This is a genomic window from Yersinia aldovae 670-83 (genome assembly GCF_000834395.1).
Taxonomy (GTDB): Bacteria; Pseudomonadota; Gammaproteobacteria; order Enterobacterales; family Enterobacteriaceae; genus Yersinia; species Yersinia aldovae.
Map to the genome: position 1 here is coordinate 357,239 of NZ_CP009781.1, position 21,035 is coordinate 378,273.

The window sequence follows — 21,035 nt, forward strand, 5'->3', positions numbered from 1 at the left end:
TAGTGGGGAGAATGAACCCGCTACTTAATATCTAACTGATGTATTCCATCAATAGCCAGTAACTTTTCATATACCTGATCCACGCTTTTTCTTGGTGACAACGTCACGTCCATTGAGAGATCACAATCAGAATCGTCTTCGTCACGTTTTTGCGTCACGGAGAGGTTAATGGGCCGCAGGCGCAGTTTCTGTAGTGCAACCAATACCTGTGGCACACTTTCCGGTAACAGTTTGATGTATATATAATAGTGTTGCCCGAGCAGGCGATTACTTAACTGGCGGAAGATCTCCAATACGATCAATGTCATTAACGTGCCATAAATACCAATCTCATACAGGCCACTGCCGATCACTAAGCCGATTGCCGCCGTGACCCACATTCCTGCCGCGGTGGTTAGCCCTTTAACCATCTGTTTTTGGATCATAATCGTACCGGCACCAAGGAACCCCATGCCGCTAACCACCTGTGCGGCGACCCTGCTCGGATCAAAACTGACGTGTTCGAGTATCAATAAATCCTCAAAACCATACTTGGAAACAATCATAAACATAGCGCTACCGATACCCACCAGAATGTGTGTGCGCAATCCTGCTTCTTTTGCACGTAACTGGCGCTCAATACCAATTAACCCACCCAGCGCCCCGGCAAGGGCAATTCGTAGCAATAAATCCGTGATCATAATTATTTCCTTTTATTTTTGTTCGCACTATAGGTATATGATTATCTATCCGATTAATATTAGCTCATTTGTTTTGCACGAAATTTAAACGTAAAAATAACCTGGTCAGCAGGCTACTCGCCCTGACTTAAGCTAAATTAAATTATCATATTGGCGCTTATTTATGTTGTCTTTTAATTGTAACCGATATTATATAAGACTTTTGCGGATCATCCGTACTGTTTTTCTAAGACAATAACTTTATATATTTCTCACGCCGGAGCAGAAGAATGAACGTATTATCTTGGTTGGCAGGCGGCGCAGTATTCTTTTTAGCCGCTTGTAGCAGCAATGATCCAACGACCGCATCGAACCGTGCTGATGTCGATGAGCCAGTACAACAAGCGACCAGTGCCAGCACGCATCACAACCTGAATATGTCAAACCCGGCATCAGTGAATTGCGCCAATGCGGGCGGCGTTTTGACCCTCGCCAGGCAACTCAATGGCAGCAGTGTGGGGATGTGCCAATTACCAGACGGTAAACGCTGTGAAGAGTGGGCATTAATGCGCGGAGCATGTCCGGCGCGTTAATAAACGGCAGTATTTAATGCATTATTAAATACTGCCGTGCAGACAGGTTTAACCGAGATCAGTTTACCCAGTCTTTTTGTTGGTAAATTAACGTATGAGCATTATTGCTTAGGGTTAACTGCCCCTTGTTTAAGGTCACTTTTACACCGTTGCCCAATGCTTCGCCAATTAGTGCATCCCACTGATTTAACTGCTCATCGGCACACAGCATCCGGGTGCTTGCCAGCCCTTTGGCAGTAAGTACCCCCTCTTTCAGCTCACCCTGGCCCATAAATCGATTACACATCGCGCCGGAAATATGCATTTTTTCGCCGAATTCAATACTCGGTGCAGGGTTTTTTAGCGGGGCTTGACCATTAACACTTAGCAGCACAAAGTTGTGATGCAGCAGATCGTTTTCAGTCACGCTGCGCGTGGTGTCATTGCCGGATTGACTCATACCGCATCCTGTAAGAAGTACGCCAACGATGGCGAAGGGAAGTATTTTCTTCATGTTATCTCCTGCTGCGGTGTGGTTGTGTCGTTATTGTCAAAATCTAACGATAAGGTAATTACGGGGGATTATAACTGATAAGCAGATTATTATAACGGCACGGGGCTGTTTTCAGGATTAATCTGTCTTGGGGATAACAAATAAGCCGCACCCTGATAGGGTGTCTTATTGCACACCCTATCAGTGATACGCGATAGTTAATCAGTCAATAAGATTCGGGCAAGGTTTGTTATCTTTCAATTGTGCGATATTCTGCATTGTGGTGTTAGAAATACTGGTCAGCGCCTCTTCAGTCAGAAATGCCTGATGCCCGGTAAATAACACGTTATGGCAGGAAGAGAGGCGGCGGAAAATATCATCCTGAATCACGTCATTGGATTTATCTTCAAAGAACAGGTCACGTTCATTCTCATAAACGTCCATACCCAGAGCACCAATCTTCTGCTGTTTTAAGGCTTCGATCGCCGCCGCAGAATCAATCAATCCTCCGCGGCTGGTGTTGATGATCATGACGCCTTTTTTCATCTTATCGAAGGACTGTTTATTGAGCAGGTGATGGTTCTCTGCTGTCATCGGGCAATGCAACGAGATGACATCCGACTTATGGTATAAGGTATCCAAATCGACATATTCAGTGCCGAGTTCCAGAGCTTGTTGGCTTGGAAACGGATCATAGGCCAGTAAGTTCATGCCGAAACCTTTCAAAATACGCAGGGTGGCCACACCAATTTTACCGGTACCAATCACCCCCGCAGTACGGTTGTGCATATTGAAACCGATCAACCCCTCTAATGAGAAGTTAGCATCACGGGTTCGCTGATAAGCACGGTGAATGCGTCGATTTAGGCTCATCATCATACCAACAGCATGTTCTGCTACGGCTTCAGGTGAGTAAGCCGGAACACGGACAACCTGAATGCCCAGCTCTTTAGCGGCTTGCAGATCGACATTATTAAAACCCGCACAGCGCAAAGCGAGTATTTTAACGCCAACGGCGGCCAGCTCGGTTAATACTTCGCGGCAACCATCATCATTGACAAAAATACACACCGCCTGACAGCCCTCAGCCATTTTTGCTGTTTTCGGGGTCAACAGAAAGTCGAAAAACTCCAATTCAAAGCCAAAATCTTTATTGACCAATTCGAGGTATTTACGGTCATACTGTTTGGTACTGTAAACGGCTAATTTCATCGTGATTTCTCCGCTAAAATAATGTGATCAATCTAGCATATTTGAATAAATCATACAATTTGAGACAATGAACCATAAATAACAATTATGGTATCTTGCAGGGATTAAAGCACAACGTGAGTCCGGTCGGTGATAAAACAAGGCAAGTCATGACTAAATGCGCAAAAATAGTGGGTTGGTTGTTATTGATAGGGGTAATTTCTCTGCTGGTATTATGGAAAACCCTGCCTCAGTGGTTACCCAAAGTCGCGCAATACTGGCTGCCCGTCGGAACTCAATTGAGAGTGGCACACGCGCCAGTTTGGCATGATGGCGCACTGCGTATTGACCAACTGAGTTATCTGGCGCAGGGCTGCACGCTAACCAATATCTCCCAACTGAGTGTGGCTTATCATCTGGGCCGCTGGCAACTGGGTGCTGATAAAGTGGCACTGGATACTGCCTGCCTGAGTCAGCTTCCCTCCAGTGCTGACAGCGCACCGCAAGACCTGGCTCACTGGCAGCAACAACTATCGCGGCTGGATCTGAATATTGGCAATTTGCTGATAACGCCGTGGCAGCAATATGCCGGCAAACTGACGCTCTCTTCGAAAGGTAAGTTGACACAAGAACTGCGCTATCAGGGCCAGCAGCTCAGTTTTGCCGCCACGTTGGATGAGCAGCAGCAACTTAACTTACATCAATTCTCTATTGCGGTACCCGGCACGCCACAACCCTTCCAACTGCGCGGTAAGATCAAGGTTCCGCTGTCACTGGATGACTGGCCGAGTCAAGGTGCGCTGGCGGGGGTATTGACCACCGGTTATCTCTCTAAGCCATTGTTGCTGAACCTGAACTGGCAGCAACAGCATGGGGTATTAACGTTGACGGAGCAAGGTGACAGCCAACCGCTGGCCTATTTTCCGTGGCAGGTTTCAACCAATCAGATTCAGATTGTGGCAGGGCAATGGCAATGGCCTTACGGCCAGCACCCCCTGAGTGGTGGGGTTAACCTGACCTTACATGACTGGGATAACGGTCTGGAACAGACCTCGATTGATGCCCGCATCAATGTGATCACCTCCGGTAAGAGTGGCAAAGGCAATGCGGTATTGACCGTTGGTCCCGGTAATCTGAGCATGATTAACAGTGATTTAAAGTTCCAGCTCAGCGGGCAGGCGAATCTGGAAAGAATGATTTTGAACGCCACGCTTCCCGGCGTGTTCAGCGGTTCGGTGCTGAACCCCACCTGGGTGCTGTATCCGGGCGCGTTGCTGCGTGCGCATGGTAATGTGACCCCTGAATTGCGTATAAGAGATGCCCGCTGGCCGCTGGCTGGCGTCAAAGTCACTGCGCAGGGGGTTACCGGGCGTTTACAGGCTATCGTCGATGCGCAAGACCGCTATTGGGGCAATTTCAATCTGCATCTGGATGGTCAGGCGCAGGCGTTCTGGCCCGATAAAGGTCACTGGCAATGGCGTTATTGGGGTAATGGTGATCTGCCACCGCTGGCTGCCCGTTGGGATATGGCAGGCAAGGGGAGTTGGCACGACAGGGTGATCACCGTCGATAAGCTATCAACCGGTTTTGATCACTTGCAATATGGCTTGGTCAAAGTCGAAGCACCATGCCTGACATTAACGAAGCCGTTGACCTGGCAGCGTGATAACCACCATCCGGCGTTTATTGCCGGTCTTGAATTGGTCGCTAAGAAAGTGGCATTCAGTGATGGCGGGGGTTATCTGCCGCCAGCGGTGCTCTCGTTGCAACTCAATGGCCGTGATCTGGACAGTTTTCTGTGGCAGGGGCAGTTACAGGCCAACACTATCGGGCCTATCCCGCTGCGCGGTCGTTGGGATGGGGAGCGCTTACGCGGTGAGGGCTGGTGGCCTAAACAGTCGTTGATGGTATTCCAGCCACTTATCTCTAAAGAGCTTGGCATCAAACTGCGTGATGGTGAGTTCTATGCACAGGCCGCATTCTCGGCCGCGCGTGAGCAAGGTTTTACCGCCGGTGGGCACTGGGTGGTGAAGAACGGTGGGATGTGGCTGAAAGACGGCGAGCTGAGTGGTTTGGACTTTGTTATGTCCTACCGATTGAAAAATCACCACTGGCAGTTGGGGGCGAAAGAACCGGTTATGCTGCGGATTGCTGCGCTTAACAACTTATTTGAAATGCAGAATATTACCGCTGATTTGCAAGGGACTTACCCTTACTCAGAAGGTGCGCCGTTAACCTTAAGCAATGTCGGTATGGATATCCTCAATGGGCATATGAGTTTGTCGGCATTACGTTTGCCGCAACATGATGCCGCAGTGTTGAAGCTAAACGCCATCGATCTCAGCGCACTGTTTACTGTATTACAACCGAAGCAGTTTGCTATGTCAGGCAAAGTGAATGGTGAGTTGCCGCTCTACCTTAATAACCCGCAATGGCTGGTGCGCAATGGCTGGATTGCCAATGATGGCATGGTGACTTTGCGGTTGGACCCTGATCTGGCCAATTCGATCAGTGAGAGTAATCTGGTGGCCGGCACCGCAATTGACTGGCTGCGCTACATGGAGATTTATCATTCTTATGCCAAAGTGGACTTGGATAACCTGGGCCACTTGACGCTCAGTTCAAAAATTCATGGCGTGAATACGCAGAAAAATAATAAGCGTGAGATAATACTGAATTACCAGCATCAGGAAAATGTATTCCAGCTCTGGCGTAGCCTGCGTTTTGGCGACAATTTACAAGAATGGCTACAACAAACGCTTTCAGCGCAACCGGCCATTTCATTACAACCTGCCCATTTATCTCAACCAAAAACATCGGCGAGGACCAAGGAATGAAGAGCTTAACCGCGGAACGTATGGCGATAGCACTGGGTGTTTTACTGCTCAGTGGCTGTGTACGCCTTGAAGTCGCGACTCCTGAAAAACCCATCACTATCAACATGAACGTCAAGATTGAGCATGAGATCCAGATCAAAGTGGACAAAGATGTGGAAAGTTTGCTGAAAAATCAATCCAATCTGTTTTAGGGAGCCAATATGACAAAGCAAATTTTAGCCTGGATTGGTGCGAGATCGCGGCAGTTTGGTGCCATAGTGTGTTATATGGCCTTGGCAGGCAGCCTGCTGTTCAGTTCAATGGCGTTTGCCTTGACACTAGAGCAAGCAAAGCAGCAAGGCCGGGTAGGGGAAACGCTGAACGGTTATCTGGCGGCGGTGAAAAAAGATGCTGAAACGCTAGCGTTGGTGGAGCAGATCAATATTGCGCGAACCGAGAAGTATCAGGAAGTCGCCCAGAAAAACCATATCTCTACCGAGGATGTCGCCAAATTAGCAGGGCAGAAGCTGGTTAACCGCGCAGCTCCCGGTGAATATGTGCGTGGCATTAACGGTCAGTGGATGCGACGCTGACCACGCGGAACGAATCGTGCGAGTTAAGACAAGGCAAGCCGTCGTTTAACGCGGCACCCGCCAGAAAAAAGCGCGCCCGAAGGCGCGCAATGATCAAATGACACTATGGGTAAAACGAGGGTAATACACGGTCATTTTCAGTGGCGCGTGACGAAGACACCCGCCATTGCGCAAAAGTGATTCATTAAGCGCTGACAACCTGAGTCAGTAATTCTTTCGCATCTGCCTGTGCTTTGGTCGCTACTTCAGGGCCGTAAGCGATACCCTCGGCAAATACGAACTCAACATCGCTAATCCCGATAAAGCCGAGGAACAGACGCAGATAAGGTACAACCAGGTCTGTTGGGGTATCTTTATGAATACCGCCACGGCTGGTCAGGATAATGGCACGTTTACCGGTCACTAACCCTTCTGGGCCTTTTTCGGTGTAGCGGAATGTCACGCCAGCACGGGCAATCAGGTCAAAATAGTTTTTCAACTGGGTCGGGATATTGAAGTTGTACATCGGTGCGGCAATGACGATGACATCATTGGCTTGCAACTCCGCAATCAGCTCGTCAGACAGCGCCAGCGCATCTTGTTGACGTGGCGTTAATGCCGCGTCAGAAGGGCGCAGGGCACCCACCAATTCACCGTCCAATACTGGGATTGGTTGAGCGGCGAGGTCACGCACGGTAATCTGGTCGTCGGCATGGGCTGCCTGCCACTGTTCAACGAAGAAGTCAGCCAATTGGTTGGACTGTGAATAGGTTGCCAGAATGCTTGATTTAAGAACCAGAACTTTGCTCATCGTAATTCCTTAACAGGTAACAGAGACTTAGGCGATACGCCCTTTCAATGAGATACACTTTATTCATATTTTTAAACCAGTGATAGCGCAATAATTTGCGTTCTTTGTTCGATTTTATTGAATGAAGAAAATAGGCCCGAAATACGGCTTAGGTTACGGCGTAAAGCGAGGCTGTGTTACCCTATCCGATAAGGATTGATACGATAAAAAATGAGTAATAATCAGAATGAGATTAGCGGTTCATATCGTCTATCAATGAATAAAAAAGTCAGCTAATCAGACGAATAGCATAAAACATTGGGCTGATACTGTCAGTGGCAGCCGCATCGTAACAAGGAATACTGAACGTGAAATCTTCGCTCGCAGCGTTATCCACCCAACTTGGTGAGTTGATGCTCCGTGACCAACAGCGTATGCGGCGTCGGCTGCAAGGCGCACGAAAAATCAATGATCCCGACGCCGTGGCGGCCTTTACCCGCGAAATCGAAACAGAGCTTGGCGTTGCCATGCAGCGGGTCAATAGCCGTCGTGCCGCTTGCCCTGCAATTACCTATCCTGCGAATTTGCCGGTTAGCCAGAAGAAACCGGATATCTATAACGCCATCCGCGACCATCAGGTGGTGATTGTTGCCGGTGAAACCGGCTCCGGTAAAACGACGCAGATACCGAAAATCTGCCTGGAGCTGGGCCGTGGCGTGAAAGGGGTGATCGGCCATACCCAACCACGGCGTCTGGCGGCACGCACCGTCGCAAACCGCATTGCCGAAGAGTTGGACACGACGCTCGGCGGTTGTGTCGGTTATAAAGTCCGTTTTAATGATCAGGTTGGCGAGAACACGCTGGTCAAATTAATGACCGACGGCATTTTACTGGCGGAGATTCAGCAAGACCGTCTGCTGCTGCAATATGACACCTTGATCATTGATGAGGCTCATGAACGTAGCCTGAATATTGATTTCATTCTGGGTTATCTGCGGGAGTTATTACCCAAACGGCCAGACTTGAAAGTCATTATTACCTCTGCAACCATCGATCCACAGCGTTTCTCACGTCATTTCAATAATGCGCCGATCATTGAGGTTTCTGGCCGCACCTATCCGGTGGAGGTGCGTTACCGTCCAGTCGTTGATGACGCCGATGATGTTGAGCGCGATCAGCTACAAGCTATTTTTGATGCGGTAGATGAACTGGGGCGGGAAAGCCCCGGTGACATTTTGATCTTTATGAGCGGCGAGCGTGAAATTCGCGATACCGCCGATGCGCTGATGAAGCAAAATCTGCCACATACCGAAGTGTTGCCGCTGTATGCCCGTTTATCAAATAGTGAGCAGAATCGGGTATTTCAGTCTCATCATGGGCGGCGCATTGTGCTGGCGACCAACGTGGCTGAAACGTCGCTAACGGTGCCGGGGATCAAATATGTGATTGATCCCGGCACGGCGCGTATCAGCCGTTATAGCTTCCGCACCAAGGTGCAACGCTTACCGATTGAACCGGTATCCCAGGCGTCGGCTAATCAGCGCAAAGGGCGCTGTGGCCGTGTCTCCGATGGTATTTGTATCCGCCTCTACGCAGAGCAGGATTTCCTCTCTCGCCCTGAATTTACCGATCCCGAGATTCTGCGTACCAATCTGGCGTCAGTTATTCTGCAAATGACCTCACTCGGTTTGGGTGATATTGCGGCATTCCCGTTTGTTGAAGCGCCAGATAAGCGTAATATCCAGGATGGCGTGCGCCTGCTGGAAGAGCTGGGGGCGATACAAACTGCCAGTAATGGCCATCAACAACTGACGCCGTTAGGACGGCAGTTGGCACAGTTACCGGTTGATCCACGGTTGGCGCGTATGGTGTTGGAAGCACAGCGAAGCGGCAGTGTCCGTGAGCTGATGATCATTACTTCTGCGCTCTCGATTCAAGATCCTCGCGAACGACCAATGGATAAGCAGCAGGCATCCGATGAAAAACATCGCCGTTTTGCTGATAAAGACTCGGATTTCCTCGCTTTTGTTAACTTATGGGATTATCTGAAAGAGCAGCAAAAAGCGTTGTCTTCGGCGCAGTTTCGCAAGTTGTGTCGCAGTGATTTCCTTAACTATCTGCGGGTGCGCGAATGGCAGGATATCTACACGCAACTGCGTCAGGTGGTGAAAGAGCTGGGGATACCGGTTAACAGTGTCGTGGCGGATTATCGCAGTGTCCATAGCGCGATATTGACCGGTCTGCTCTCGCATGTCGGCCAGAAAGATGTTGAAAAGCAAGAGTTTACCGGCGCACGTAATGCCCGCTTTGCAGTTTTTCCAGGGTCTGGGTTATTCAAAAAACCGCCTAAATGGGTGATGGTGGCGGAACTGGTTGAGACTAGCCGCCTGTGGGGGCGCATTGCGGCGCGCATTGAACCGGAATGGATCGAACCCCTGGCGCAGCATTTGGTGAAACACCATTACAGTGATCCACATTGGGAAAAAGCGCAGGGTGCGGTCATGGCCTGCGAAAAAGTGACCTTATTTGGCTTACCGATTGTGGCGGAGCGTAAGATCAATTATGGCCCGATTGATCCGCCGCTGTGTCGCGAACTGTTTATCCGGCATGGCTTAGTGGAAGGGGATTGGCAGACGCGTCATGCCTTCTTCCGTGCCAATCTCAAGTTATTGGCAGAAGTCGAAGAGCTGGAACATAAATCACGTCGGCGTGACATTCTGGTTGATGATGAAACACTGTTTAACTTTTACGATCAGCGCATTGGCCGTGACGTAATTTCTGCCCGTCATTTTGATAGCTGGTGGAAGAAAACCAGCCAGACACAGCCAGAATTGCTTAACTTTGAGAAAACCATGCTTATCAAGGATGGTGCGAACAAAGTTAACCCATTGGATTACCCCAATTTTTGGTATCAAGGTTCAATCAAACTGCGCTTATCCTATCAATTTGAACCAGGCACGGATGCCGATGGTGTCACGGTCCATATACCGTTACAAATCCTCAACCAAATTCAAGAGCAGGGTTTTGACTGGCAAATTCCAGGTATCCGCCGTGAACTGATAATCGCACTGATCAAATCTCTGCCAAAACCAGTGCGGCGTAATTTTGTGCCTGCGCCCAACTATGCTGAAGCATTTTTAGCGCGAGTAACACCGTTGGAAACTGGCCTGCTGGATGCGCTGGAGCGCGAACTGCGGCGCATGACTGGCGTGACAGTGTCACGAGAAACGTGGCAGTGGGATCAAGTGCCTGACCATCTTAAAATGACGTTCCGGGTACTGGATGATAAAAATCGCACCTTACGAGAAGGCAAAGATCTTGCTGCACTGAAGTTACAATTGCAGGAAAAAGTACAAGAAACCCTTTCTGCAGTTGCCGATGATGGTATTGAACAAAATGATCTGCACATTTGGAGCTTTGGTGACTTGCCGGTGTGCTATGAGCAACGCCGTGGCGGTTACGAAGTTAAAGCCTATCCCGCATTGGTGGATGAGAAAGACAGTGTGGCGATCCGCCTGTTCGATAGCGAATCCCAGCAGCAGCAAGCGATGTGGCAGGGGACGCGCCGTTTATTACTGCTAAATATTCCTTCGCCTATCAAGTATTTGCACGAAAAACTGCCGAACAAATCCAAGCTGGGGCTGTATTTTAATACCTATGGCAAAGTAATGGATTTAATTGATGATTGTATCGCCTGTGGTGTGGATAAACTGGTTGCGCAATATGGTGGCCCGGTTTGGCAGGAGGCGGATTTTGCGCGTCTACAGGAGAAAGTTCGCGCCGAACTGAATGATACGGTGGTCGATATCGCGCAACAGGTTGAGCAGATCCTGACGATGGTATTTAGTATCAACAAACGTTTAAAAGGGCGGGTTGATATTTCTCAGGCTCTGGCACTGTCGGATATCAAAGCACAGCTTGGTGGTTTGATTTATCGTGGTTTTGTGACCAATAACGGCTGGAAACGTCTGCCCGATACGCTGCGGTATTTGCGCGCCATAGAGCGCCGACTGGAGAAACTGGCGGTGGACCCTCATCGTGACCGCGCCCAAATGGTGCGGGTAGAACACATTCAGAAAATGTGGCAGCAATGGCTCACCAAGTTGCCACCCAAACGCCAGCAGGATGAAGAGGTAAAAGAAGTGCGCTGGATGATTGAGGAGCTGCGCGTCAGCCTGTTTGCCCAACAACTCGGGACGCCTTATCCAATATCGGATAAGCGTATTTTACAAACGATTGAGCAACTCTCCATCTAATACCTCAGTCTATTTAAACCGTCATTTTCAGCGCCCGAAAGCAGAGTCTATTCGGGCGCTGAGTTTATCCGCTCGTTCCGCCTTCCTTATAACATTATCCTTATAGTTCATAAGTCGGATAAGCACAGCCAGTTACCTGACTGTGCTCTCCTAAGAACGGAGCGTGCGACTTTCACCGCACTCCGCTCAAGCCTCTCAAAGGCAATTATTGTTACCCGGCAAACTTCTCATAACGCGGTTTCCAGCGACATATGCCAGCTGTTTCGGCTTTTGTCCCTATTTTCCTTACGTGAACTCCAGTAACTGGCGAATGTCGGATCATAAGGTGTTGCCTCACAGCGGATTTTGGTATGCCGTTTTATCGGGATAGTGACCAGTTGCGTAAGATATTCTGAGAGCGTCACACCATCAATATGTGACTTCCCCCGAAAACACCAGTGCCGCGCATATTCCGGTAAAAAGTACTTTCTGGTTACCCATCTTGCACCTTTGTTCGGATGTCTTCGCTTTGCCCAGCGTTGTAATGTTCTGAATATCTGGCAGTCAACATATCCAAAGGTTTGTTTGGCGACACTGTGTCTGTAATAGTTTCCCCAGCCCCGTAATTTGGGATTGAGTAGTCTGATCAATTCACCTGTAGCCATTGTGGGATGAGATTTGATGAGTGCTCTTATGTTCCGAATGAACGTTAATACGTTGGCTTTGCTGGGTTTAATCAACAATTTATCTCTGTATTTACGAATATTGAAACCCAGAAAATCAAACCCCTGTCTGATGGACGTCGTGATAGTCTTCTCGGGAGAGAGTTCCAGCCCGCGCTCTTTCAGGAACGACACAATTAACGGTTTTATTGTATTCTCCAGCAACTCCCCTGAGGCACCGGTGACCACAAAATCATCGGCGTAGGAGATGAAGTTGACCTTTTCTGCTTTTCTGGGCGCAGCCTGTTTAATGCGCTGCTCCAGTCCTGCCAGTGTCAGTAACATCAGTGTTGGAGAGATAATTCCACCCTGTGGTGTTCCTGCATCAGTATGATAAAACAAGCCTTTATCGATATAGCCAGCTGACAACCATTGGCGTAACATTGATTTGTCTATCAGGATATTATCCATGAGCCATTGATGACCGATTTTGTCAAAACAAGCCTTTATATCGCCTTCAAGGATCCATTGTGCAGATGTTTTCCTACATAACGTTTTAAAACATTGCTCAACAGCATCGGCCGCGCAGCGTTTTGGGCGAAACCCGTATGAGTTTTTGTCCGCTATCGTTTCCGATATCGGCTCCAGAGCCAGCAGATACAGCGCCTGCTGTGCTTTATCAATCATACAAGGGATGCCCAATGGGCGCTGTTTGCCGTTCTTTTTAGGAATATAAACGCGTCTCAGCGGTTTAGCATGATAGCCACGCCGTTTGAGCTGTCCGACAGCGGCCAATTTGTGGTTGTCGGTTCGCCACGTAATACCATCAGTGCCAGCAGTTTTACTGCCTTTGTTTTGAGAAACTCGCCTTACTGCCAGTAATTTGGCGGCATGCGAGTGGGTCAGCAGCCATTGCAGGGATTTTACCTTGCCATAGCGGCCTTCCCGCATTGCCTTTGCAATACGCATTTGCAGCCTTGAAACCTGCTGTTCAATGACCGACCAGTTGATGGACTGCCATTTTGCTGAGGCTGAGGTTGCACCAGACCGTTGACCGGTTACTGTCATTTGCTTTACCTCATTGATAAGGTTCTGAAAACTATCTTGCAAAGAGAGACCAACTGGAAGTGGGCTACGCTTTCGCGTTGAGTAACGTTTAAACTCCTGTCCGGGCCATTACAGTCCGGCTTTCGCTTTTTCCAGTATCCTTTACCCGCAGAGCTATCGGTTGGCCTCGCGGTCAACTTTCCCGAAGGGAGCGCTACGGGCTTACCATGTTCCGTATATCTCGTGTGTCAGGTTAGGTGCCTACTTGAATGCGGAGGGCATGTGGATCACGAGAAGATAACCCCATAGTCTTCTACCCACCCTCGGTGCCTTTTGGCCACAGCGTGTTAACCACTTCCGCTGTTTACCTCGTGACGCGTTCTACGTAGATTCACTTATGTTCACCGTGCTGACTACCTTGCACTTACCCGACTGTGGTTGTCAGGAAGACACGCCTCTCACGATTTGTATCCCACGCATCAGAGTGCGTTTTGTTACGTTGTCAGATCCGCTACTTTATTCAGGATCCTAGGCTCACCTGGTGATACAGGCGGTTCTCTCGAATCGGAGAACAACGATTTATACAGCCTCATGTCGCACTGGGGTTTGAGGTCCAATGGGGCGAAAACCTACGCTAAGCGTCTATATATTCGTTAACCTGTTGATTTAACGGCCTTAGCTCACCTTTTATCACATTTTCAGACAATGTGAATGAGTAATGACCTAACATATTGATATGGCCATGCATCAATGGTGATAATCTGGATATATCTTCTTCATTAATTTCAGTAGGCTGACTATCAGTATTAATATGTCTAAGGGCTTCCTGCATATACAGCGTATTCCATAAAACAGTAGCATTTGTTACCAGTCCCAACGATCCAAGTTGATCCTCTTGCCCTTCGCGATAGCGCTTTCTGATTTCGCCACGTTGACCATGACAAATGGCGCGAGCCACACTATGTCTTCCTTCACCCCTGTTTAGTTGCGTTAGTATTCGGCGACGGTAATCTTCATCATCAATATAATTCAACAGATACAGCGTTTTATTTATTCGCCCCGCTTCAATGATGGCCTGTGCCAGACTGGACGGACGCGTGCTCTTCAATAAACTACGGATTAACTCTGATGCTTGTACAGTACCCAACTTAAGAGAGCCTGCAATCCGCATCATATCGTCCCAGTTAGCCTCAATCAGTGCCAGATTAATGCAACCACGGGCCAGTTCATCAAGAGGGCCGTAATCAGCATTTTTATCTACTCGCCAGAAAACGGCATCTCCGGCGTCCGCCAGACGGGGAGAAAACTGGTATCCCAACAGCCAGAACAGACCGAATATCAAATCGCTGGCACCTGCTGTATCAGTCATAATTTCCTGTGGATTCAACCCCGTTTGCTGTTCAAGTAAACCTTCCAGAACAAAGATTGAGTCCCTCAAGGTGCCCGGTACAACAATGCCGTGAAAACCAGAAAACTGATCGGAAATAAAGTTGTACCAGGTAATTCCCCGATTGGAGCCAAAGTATTTTCGATTTGGTCCGGCGTTAATCGTTTTTACTGGCGTAACAAAACGCATACCGTCAGCAGAAGCAACTTCCCCACCACCCCATCGCTGTGCCAGGCTCAAGGTAGCCTGATAATCAACCAGGCGGGCATTGGCTTTGATAAGCGTTTCGGCCCGAAAATAATTTTGTTTAACCCAGCTCAGGCGATGCCGGGTTAATGATGGAATATTGTGCTTAATCAATGGCTCAAAACCAATATTGCAGGCTTCTGACAGTAATACGGCACAAATGCTGATATGCAGATCTTTCGCTCGCGCATTGGACTCACTGACATGAGTAAATTCTTCGGCAAATCCTGTATGAGCATTGATTTCCAGCAATAGCTCCGTCAGATCCACCAAGGGTAAAAGACGTCTGACTTGCCTGTTGAGAGCTATCAGGCTGGGTGGTTCATCCAGTTTCTCAAGGTTGCTGATAGTCAGCGTAGGATGTTTCCCTGCGTGGTCAATATGAACTGACGCATTATCATTAAAACCCTCAGCTACCGTTTTCCAGGCAAAATCTAACTGTTGAGCCAGCTTTTCTGTTGCCTGCCGAGCATTTACAGGGTGACCTAATGCTCGACAGACAGGGACGCGTTGGGCTTGCCATTCTGCCCCTTGTAACAGTTTTGACCGTGGATCACCCCAACGATCGCTATTCTCAAGGTAAATATCCCGCCGCCTTAATGCATCCTGAAACCGTTCCAGTAAGCATAGTGAATAGCCAGGTCGTCTCACTCGGCCTTCTTCGTCAAAGACCAGTCGTTTCCAGGCACCGGTGATAATATTTTTCGGCGCGTCGTCAAGTATGTGCTTTCTTGAAGTGCCTAGTGACGATAAATAGTTGAAGGCTGCCAGGGTATGTTCTCCCGCCGGAGCAGCCCGAAAAGTTAACTCTCGGAGTACTCTGGGCAGAAAACGGCGAACGCGTCCATATTGTTCAATCATTTCATCCTGGAAATTATTGTCTGCCGGCCGGGCCAACTCATTGACCATTTTGACCGACTCAGCCAGCCTTTCTTTGGGAATACAGGAAGAAATCGATTTTCGGAGGTACGCATCATCAGTTACCTCATCCAGCAGGAGTGCACAGGCTTTTGCCAGCATCAACGAAGAGCGGTCCAGATCCTTCAGCGTCCTCAGCAGCTTCTTTTGCCCCGCTTTTTTAGCCTCTCCCGCAATATTAGTGATCAGCATATCCAAAACATCGATGGCTTCATCCAGCGCAGTGACCTCCAATGATTTAACAAAGGCAATAAGTATCGCTGTACGTTTCTTCATGGGCATACGAGCTATCTTTTTTACCGAGGTAACATTGGCATAGCGGGCGAGACTTTTTAGCTGAGCCGGTGGAAGACCTGTAAAATCAAGTTGCTGAAAACCCAGTTGGTGCAATGTGTTATAACGATCCAGTGCATCATTAAACGCAGGGCTACTAATTGTCACAGGACCTTTTTTCAGTCGCTCGAACATTGATACTCTCTGACCTTCACTAAAGCTGAGTAATTCATCCAGTTGCTGTTTCTGTTCATCATTGGGCAATGCTAGCAATCGTTGCCAAAGCCGGTTAGCCGCTCGTTTGCGGATTTCGGTGATCACTCTGGTGAGTGTTGTGGCCCCTGGTAATAAAATTTTATGCTGTACCAGCCATGCAGTGGCGAAATCGAACATCAGGCTGGGGCGTTCATTGCTAATCCATGCTCGGGTATACAACAATCGGTTCAGCCTAAATGTCCACGGAAACTCCCCGAATTCATGATAGTGATAATACTTTTTGATTTGAGCGTAATGCTCCCAACGGGTTGGTTCTCGTTTGGCGTATTCTGCCAGAATCTCAGTCCGACTGATTGAAAGCTGCCTGGCAACAAAGGTTTGTACATTGCGCGGAACCAAAGTCAAATCAGACAGGAACGCGCCTAAAAATCGGACTGATGTCAGTTGAAGGGCTATCCCAAGACGGTTCTGGTCCCCGCGCCGTTGTGCTATGAATGTCAGGTCATTTTCATCCAGAATAAAATAACGGGACAGTTGTACCTCATTCGGTTCTGCCGCATAACGCCCATAATTTTGTTTCTGCTCTTCGGTCAAAAAATCGATAGGCATTCAGCATTCCTTGCATAAGTATGACTTTGGTCTACTTTTAATCGTCTCAAATATTATGATATTTGATACCTGTCTAAAACAGTCCGAAAGTAGGTTTCAAAAGTCGCATTTCGTGCATTATGATACCACTCAGTATCAAAAACGATAAGTGAGACCAAAAATGGCATTACTGGGGTATGCACGGGTATCAACCAGCCATCAAAAATTGACGCATCAGATTATGGAGTTGAAAAGTGCCGGTATCCGCGAGGATCGCATTTTTACAGATATGATGACGGGGGCAACGGATGAGCGAGAGGGGTTACAGCGTTTGTTGGCCCGTGCAGAGAAAGATGATGTCATCATCTGCACAAAAATGGATCGTCTTGGACGTAACACCGCCGACATGATCCGTGTTGTTGATGGCTGCTACAAGAAAGGAATAGCAATCCGCTTCCTGGAGAATGGCCTCAGCACCGAAGGTACTATGGGGAAAATGGTTATCCAGATCCTGGCCGCAGTGGCAGAAGCTGAGCGTGAACGCATCCTGGAACGGACTAATGACGGTAGAATAGTCGCACTGGCAGCAGGCGTAAAATTTGGCCGTAAGATTCATCCCCGGACACCGGCAGCTCTGACCTTGATTTTGCAGGGTGAAACGGTGAACAGTGTGACAGAAAAAACAGGGGTTTCGCGAGCGACATACTTTCGGCTGAAAAGAAAAATTAAAAATAATGTTAAAAATCAACCACTTTATCATGTTAATTCAAAGTGATATGACGTAAAGGTGGAACTTTTGGAGGAACTGTGCACGGAACCGTCGAGGAAACTCGGGTCTATTCAGTTTTGGAGTTTTGGCTAGTTCGTGAGTCAGAACCTGTAACTGTTCCTCATCCATAAGTTAGCCTGTTTATAATATAGGATTGAACATATCAAAATCAGGCAGATACACAATTTAAATTACAGTCTCCGTTAATGCGATAAAGCCCTTTTTAACGCCGACATCGCTCAGAGCACTTACGCACGTCCTCCCAGCATTTCCCCCACTTTTTCCGCCAGCTAAAAGGGCGCCCGCATACTGTACAAATTTTTGTCGGAAGTTCGTTTTTTTTCAAAGTGATTCTCCTGCGTCAAGTTTTGCCAGCAGCATTTGACCTCGTTGCCAGAGCGCTAGCCGCTTAGATTCAGACAGACGATCGAGGTTTTTGTATGTCATGCCCATGCGATGATTACCGCGCAGCAGTTCGCCGTGTCGCATGACGAAATGCCAGTAGAGCGCATTGAAGGGGCAGGCATTATCTGTAGTGCTTTCACTGACTTTGTACACGCAACTGCGACAGTAGTCAGACATGCGGTTTATATACTGGCCGCTCGCACAGTAGGGTTTAGAACCCAGGTAGCCCCCATCGGCGTGCATCACCATGCCGAGTGTGTTGGGTAGTTCAACCCAGTCGAATGCATCCATATAAATGGCAAGATACCATTCGCATATCTCAGATGGCGCAATGCCCGCGAGCAGTGCAAAGTTGCCCGTGACCATCAGCCGTTGTATATGGTGGGCATAGGCATATTCAAGGCTTTGGCCAATGGCTTGCCGCATGCAGTTCATCTGCGTTTTACCGGTCCAATAGAACTTAGGCAGTGGCCTGCTGTTACCAAAGACGTTGCCACCTGCATAGGCTGGCATCTTCAACCAGTAGACGCCGCGTACATATTCACGCCATCCGATAAGCTGGCGAATAAAGCCCTCGGCCGCATTTAGCTTAATTCTGCCAGACAAATAGGCGGATTCCACATCACTGCATAACTGCCGCACATCCAGCAGACCAATATTGAGAGCGGCACTGATACGGGAGTGGAAAAGAAAGGGTTCATCACAGGCCATTGCATCCTGATAATCTCCGAATCCGGCCAGACCATAATCAAGAAAATAATCCCACAGCGTCTGTGCATCAGCGCGTGTCACCGGATAATCGAAGACGTCGATTGAACCGTAATGGTTTGTGAAATGTTCGCGTACCAGTTGAAGCACTTCCTGAGTGATAGCATCTGCACTAAATCGTGCTGGATAGGGCGCGGCCACGTTTTTGGGGAGTGTTTTCCGGTTATCTGAATCAAAATTCCAATTGCCTCCTATCGGACTGCCGTCGCTATTCATCAACAGTCCGCTTTTACGGCGCATCTCCCGATAGAAAAACTCCATGCGCAACTGTTTTTTATCTTCAGCCCAGGATGAGAACTCATCGCGCATGCACAAAAAGCGAGTGTCGGGATGCCACTGTATTGACAGGCCACACTCTTTAAGCGACTTCTCAAGACGCCAGTCACCGCATTCTGTCAGGTGCAGTTCCTCAGGCTGTAACAGCAACTGCCAGCGCATCAATTCACTCGGCACTGACCCGGTATTTAGCGGGTCATCGAGACGAACGTAATACACACAAATACCCTGCTGATGCAACTCACTGGCAAAGTGACGCATTGCACTGAAAATAAAAACGATTTTTTGCGGGTGATGGGGGACATGGCGTGCTTCCTCCCTCACTTCGACCATAAGAACGGCATCACGTTGAGCGTCCAATTCCGTCAAAGAAGCCAGGTCAAACGATAGCTGATCGCCCAGGACCAAGCACAACCGGCGATTCTTATTCATTAGTTTGAACCTTATAGTAAAGGTAAAAGTCTCTCTGAACGTTATAAAATTGCTTCTTCAGGGGACATCATCAGTATGTCGGAAGATCTCTAAAAGTGAATTTTTTTTGTGGAGTATCTGCCAGCCGAGACAACGCTACTCACTCGTTCATAGGTCCGGACAATTTTCATGGGCAGAGGCCAAAATGAGTCTACTTGACTTGGCTAAGGGGTTCGAGGGCCAATGGAACGAAAACGTACGCTAAGAAGATAAGCGGTTGTTTGTAAATTATTTTTAATCCCCCAAAGATAATAGGCTTGATGCTATGTGAAACGAAAACTCACTTAAGGCGGGGGGACTGAAGTCCCCATAGGGTGCTGCAGTTTAGATATCGAGAACTATTGTACTATAAGGGCTTCCCCGGCATGTCAACGCCGGTTTTATGGTTTCTGTCTGCTCGTCAGTAAAAGAAAGGGGAGAGACTGCGGTACTATAAACGGCCATGATGAATCGTTATCGATTCGGGCCCTGATGAAAGACGCGCGTGAGGTTCTTGTTCGTTAAGCGGATACGTATATCCTGTACAATAGCCAGATAGGCCTCACGGGGTCTAACCCTTTTTCATCAACGAGTTGCAGGTCAGATGGTTATACTGCTTTGTGCTTTAGCTGGCTGAGTACAGCCTGAAATCATCACCGTAATGCAACGATGCCCAGCACAGCCTCGCGTTTTTGGCGGCGATGGCCACAACAGCCCGCCAGTACCCTCTGCGCTCAACCAACGTACAAACCCAGCGGCTGAATGAGTCAGTCCTTTTCTCTGCACCAATCAAAACCGAACGGGCTCCCTGAACCAGAAGCGTTCGCAGATATGAATCGCCCGCTTTCGTTATTCTGCCCAGCTTTGATTTTCCGCCACTGCTGTACTGTGATGGTGTAAGTCCCAGCCAAGCTGCCAGTTGGCGTCCATTCTTAAAATCATGGGCATTACCGATACTGGCGACCAACGCACAAGCCGTTGTGGGACCAATCCCCTTCAGTTCCATCAGTCGTTGGCTGCGGTGATCCGTTTTTGCCATGCGGGACAGGATCCGGTCATATTCAGCGATGTTATCTTCAATGCGATTAATGTGTTCCAGCAGATCATCAACGCATTGCTGAACCTGAAGCGGCAAAGAATTCTTCTGTTCAGAAACCATGTGGCGCAGGGCATCTGTACTTTGTGGAGCGATGACGCCGAATTCAGATATCAAACCTCTTAATCGGTTATATGTTGCTGTTTTCTCTTCGATAAAACCTTGTCTGGTACGGTGTAGACATTGCATCGCCTGCTGACTCTCATCCTTCACTGGCACGAACCGCATATGCGGGCGACGGACAGCCTCACAAATAGCCTGGGCATCAGCTGCATCATTTTTCCCTGATTTACCGGCCATGCGGTAAGGCGATACGAACTTTGCAGCCATCAAACGGGGCTCATGGCCATACTGCCGAAACACTCTTGCCCAGTAATGGGCGCCGGAGCACGCCTCCATCCCGATGACACAAGGAGGTAAACTTGCAATCAACTCTGGAAGCGCTGCACGCGATACTTTGGGTTTAACCAGAACAGTTTTTCCATTTTGATCAACGCAGTGAACAGCGAACACATTTTTAGCAAGATCGATACCGACAGTAGTGATAGTCATAACTAATCCCTCCAAGGCTATGTTTACCCCATGATTACACAATAGTTAATCAGG

15 protein-coding genes are annotated in these 21,035 nt (G+C 48.5%); 6 read left to right on the top strand and 9 right to left on the bottom strand.

Annotated features, from left to right (window positions below):
- Window positions 1-20: 20 nt before the first annotated feature.
- The gene (locus AT01_RS01715; RefSeq protein ID WP_042545827.1) at window positions 21-680 is read right to left on the bottom strand and encodes an MgtC/SapB family protein; all 660 of its coding nucleotides are present in this window, start codon (window positions 678-680) and stop codon (window positions 21-23) included.
- A 269-nt stretch (window positions 681-949) separates the two neighbouring features.
- Here AT01_RS01715 and AT01_RS01720 point away from each other — a divergent pair, with 269 nt between their 5' ends.
- Window positions 950-1,252 carry a putative hemolysin gene (locus AT01_RS01720; RefSeq protein WP_004702110.1) on the top strand — a complete coding sequence of 101 codons (303 nt, stop codon included), beginning with the start codon at window positions 950-952 and terminating at the stop codon, window positions 1,250-1,252.
- Between the two features lie 58 nt (window positions 1,253-1,310).
- On the opposite strand, the gene hslJ is transcribed toward AT01_RS01720, so the two are convergent.
- Both hslJ and AT01_RS01730 read right to left on the bottom strand, forming a co-directional pair.
- A complete protein-coding gene (gene hslJ, locus AT01_RS01725; RefSeq protein WP_042545828.1) occupies window positions 1,311-1,745 on the bottom strand; it encodes a heat shock protein HslJ in 435 nt (144 codons plus the stop codon).
- A gap of 201 nt (window positions 1,746-1,946) precedes the next feature.
- Complete coding sequence (locus AT01_RS01730) at window positions 1,947-2,936, bottom strand: 2-hydroxyacid dehydrogenase (RefSeq protein ID WP_004702106.1); 990 nt, start codon at window positions 2,934-2,936, stop codon at window positions 1,947-1,949.
- Between the two features lie 149 nt (window positions 2,937-3,085).
- Between AT01_RS01730 and AT01_RS01735 the strand changes: the two genes are divergently transcribed.
- The 3 genes from AT01_RS01735 to AT01_RS01745 are packed head-to-tail and all read left to right on the top strand — an operon-like array spanning window position 3,086 to window position 6,324.
- Window positions 3,086-5,752 carry a YdbH family protein gene (locus AT01_RS01735; RefSeq protein ID WP_042545829.1) on the top strand — a complete coding sequence of 889 codons (2,667 nt, stop codon included), beginning with the start codon at window positions 3,086-3,088 and terminating at the stop codon, window positions 5,750-5,752.
- On the top strand, window positions 5,749-5,943 hold the full coding sequence (locus AT01_RS01740) for a YnbE family lipoprotein (protein ID WP_042545830.1): 195 nt from the start codon (window positions 5,749-5,751) through the stop codon (window positions 5,941-5,943). Before AT01_RS01735 ends, AT01_RS01740 begins: the two co-directional genes overlap by 4 nt.
- Window positions 5,944-5,952: 9 nt before the next feature.
- A complete protein-coding gene (locus AT01_RS01745; RefSeq protein WP_042545831.1) occupies window positions 5,953-6,324 on the top strand; it encodes a YdbL family protein in 372 nt (123 codons plus the stop codon).
- Window positions 6,325-6,508: 184 nt separating this feature from the next.
- Here the strand turns inward: AT01_RS01745 and azoR are convergent, their stop codons facing one another.
- A complete protein-coding gene (gene azoR, locus AT01_RS01750) occupies window positions 6,509-7,114 on the bottom strand; it encodes an FMN-dependent NADH-azoreductase (protein WP_042545832.1) in 606 nt (201 codons plus the stop codon).
- Window positions 7,115-7,461: 347 nt separating this feature from the next.
- Between azoR and hrpA the strand changes: the two genes are divergently transcribed.
- Window positions 7,462-11,349: an ATP-dependent RNA helicase HrpA gene (hrpA, locus tag AT01_RS01755; protein WP_071841473.1), complete on the top strand. Its 3,888-nt coding sequence runs from the start codon at window positions 7,462-7,464 to the stop codon at window positions 11,347-11,349.
- A gap of 227 nt (window positions 11,350-11,576) precedes the next feature.
- Here the strand turns inward: hrpA and ltrA are convergent, their stop codons facing one another.
- Both ltrA and AT01_RS01765 read right to left on the bottom strand, forming a co-directional pair.
- The gene (ltrA, locus tag AT01_RS01760) at window positions 11,577-13,058 is read right to left on the bottom strand and encodes a group II intron reverse transcriptase/maturase (RefSeq protein WP_042545833.1); all 1,482 of its coding nucleotides are present in this window, start codon (window positions 13,056-13,058) and stop codon (window positions 11,577-11,579) included.
- Between the two features lie 613 nt (window positions 13,059-13,671).
- Window positions 13,672-16,686: a Tn3 family transposase gene (locus AT01_RS01765; RefSeq protein WP_042545834.1), complete on the bottom strand. Its 3,015-nt coding sequence runs from the start codon at window positions 16,684-16,686 to the stop codon at window positions 13,672-13,674.
- Window positions 16,687-16,846: 160 nt separating this feature from the next.
- Here AT01_RS01765 and AT01_RS01770 point away from each other — a divergent pair, with 160 nt between their 5' ends.
- Window positions 16,847-17,440, top strand: a complete 594-nt coding sequence (locus tag AT01_RS01770; RefSeq protein WP_042545835.1) for a recombinase family protein — start codon at window positions 16,847-16,849, stop codon at window positions 17,438-17,440.
- Window positions 17,441-17,657: 217 nt separating this feature from the next.
- Here the strand turns inward: AT01_RS01770 and AT01_RS22540 are convergent, their stop codons facing one another.
- From AT01_RS22540 to AT01_RS01780, 3 genes are all read right to left on the bottom strand, one after another.
- Window positions 17,658-17,780, bottom strand: coding sequence for a DUF2256 domain-containing protein (locus tag AT01_RS22540; RefSeq protein WP_071841474.1), 123 nt, complete (start codon window positions 17,778-17,780; stop codon window positions 17,658-17,660).
- Window positions 17,777-19,315 carry a cryptochrome/photolyase family protein gene (locus AT01_RS01775; protein WP_042545836.1) on the bottom strand — a complete coding sequence of 513 codons (1,539 nt, stop codon included), beginning with the start codon at window positions 19,313-19,315 and terminating at the stop codon, window positions 17,777-17,779. The genes AT01_RS22540 and AT01_RS01775 overlap by 4 nt, the downstream gene beginning before the upstream one ends.
- A 643-nt stretch (window positions 19,316-19,958) precedes the next feature.
- Window positions 19,959-20,981: an IS110 family RNA-guided transposase gene (locus AT01_RS01780; RefSeq protein WP_042545837.1), complete on the bottom strand. Its 1,023-nt coding sequence runs from the start codon at window positions 20,979-20,981 to the stop codon at window positions 19,959-19,961.
- Between the last annotated feature and the right edge of the window lie 54 nt (window positions 20,982-21,035).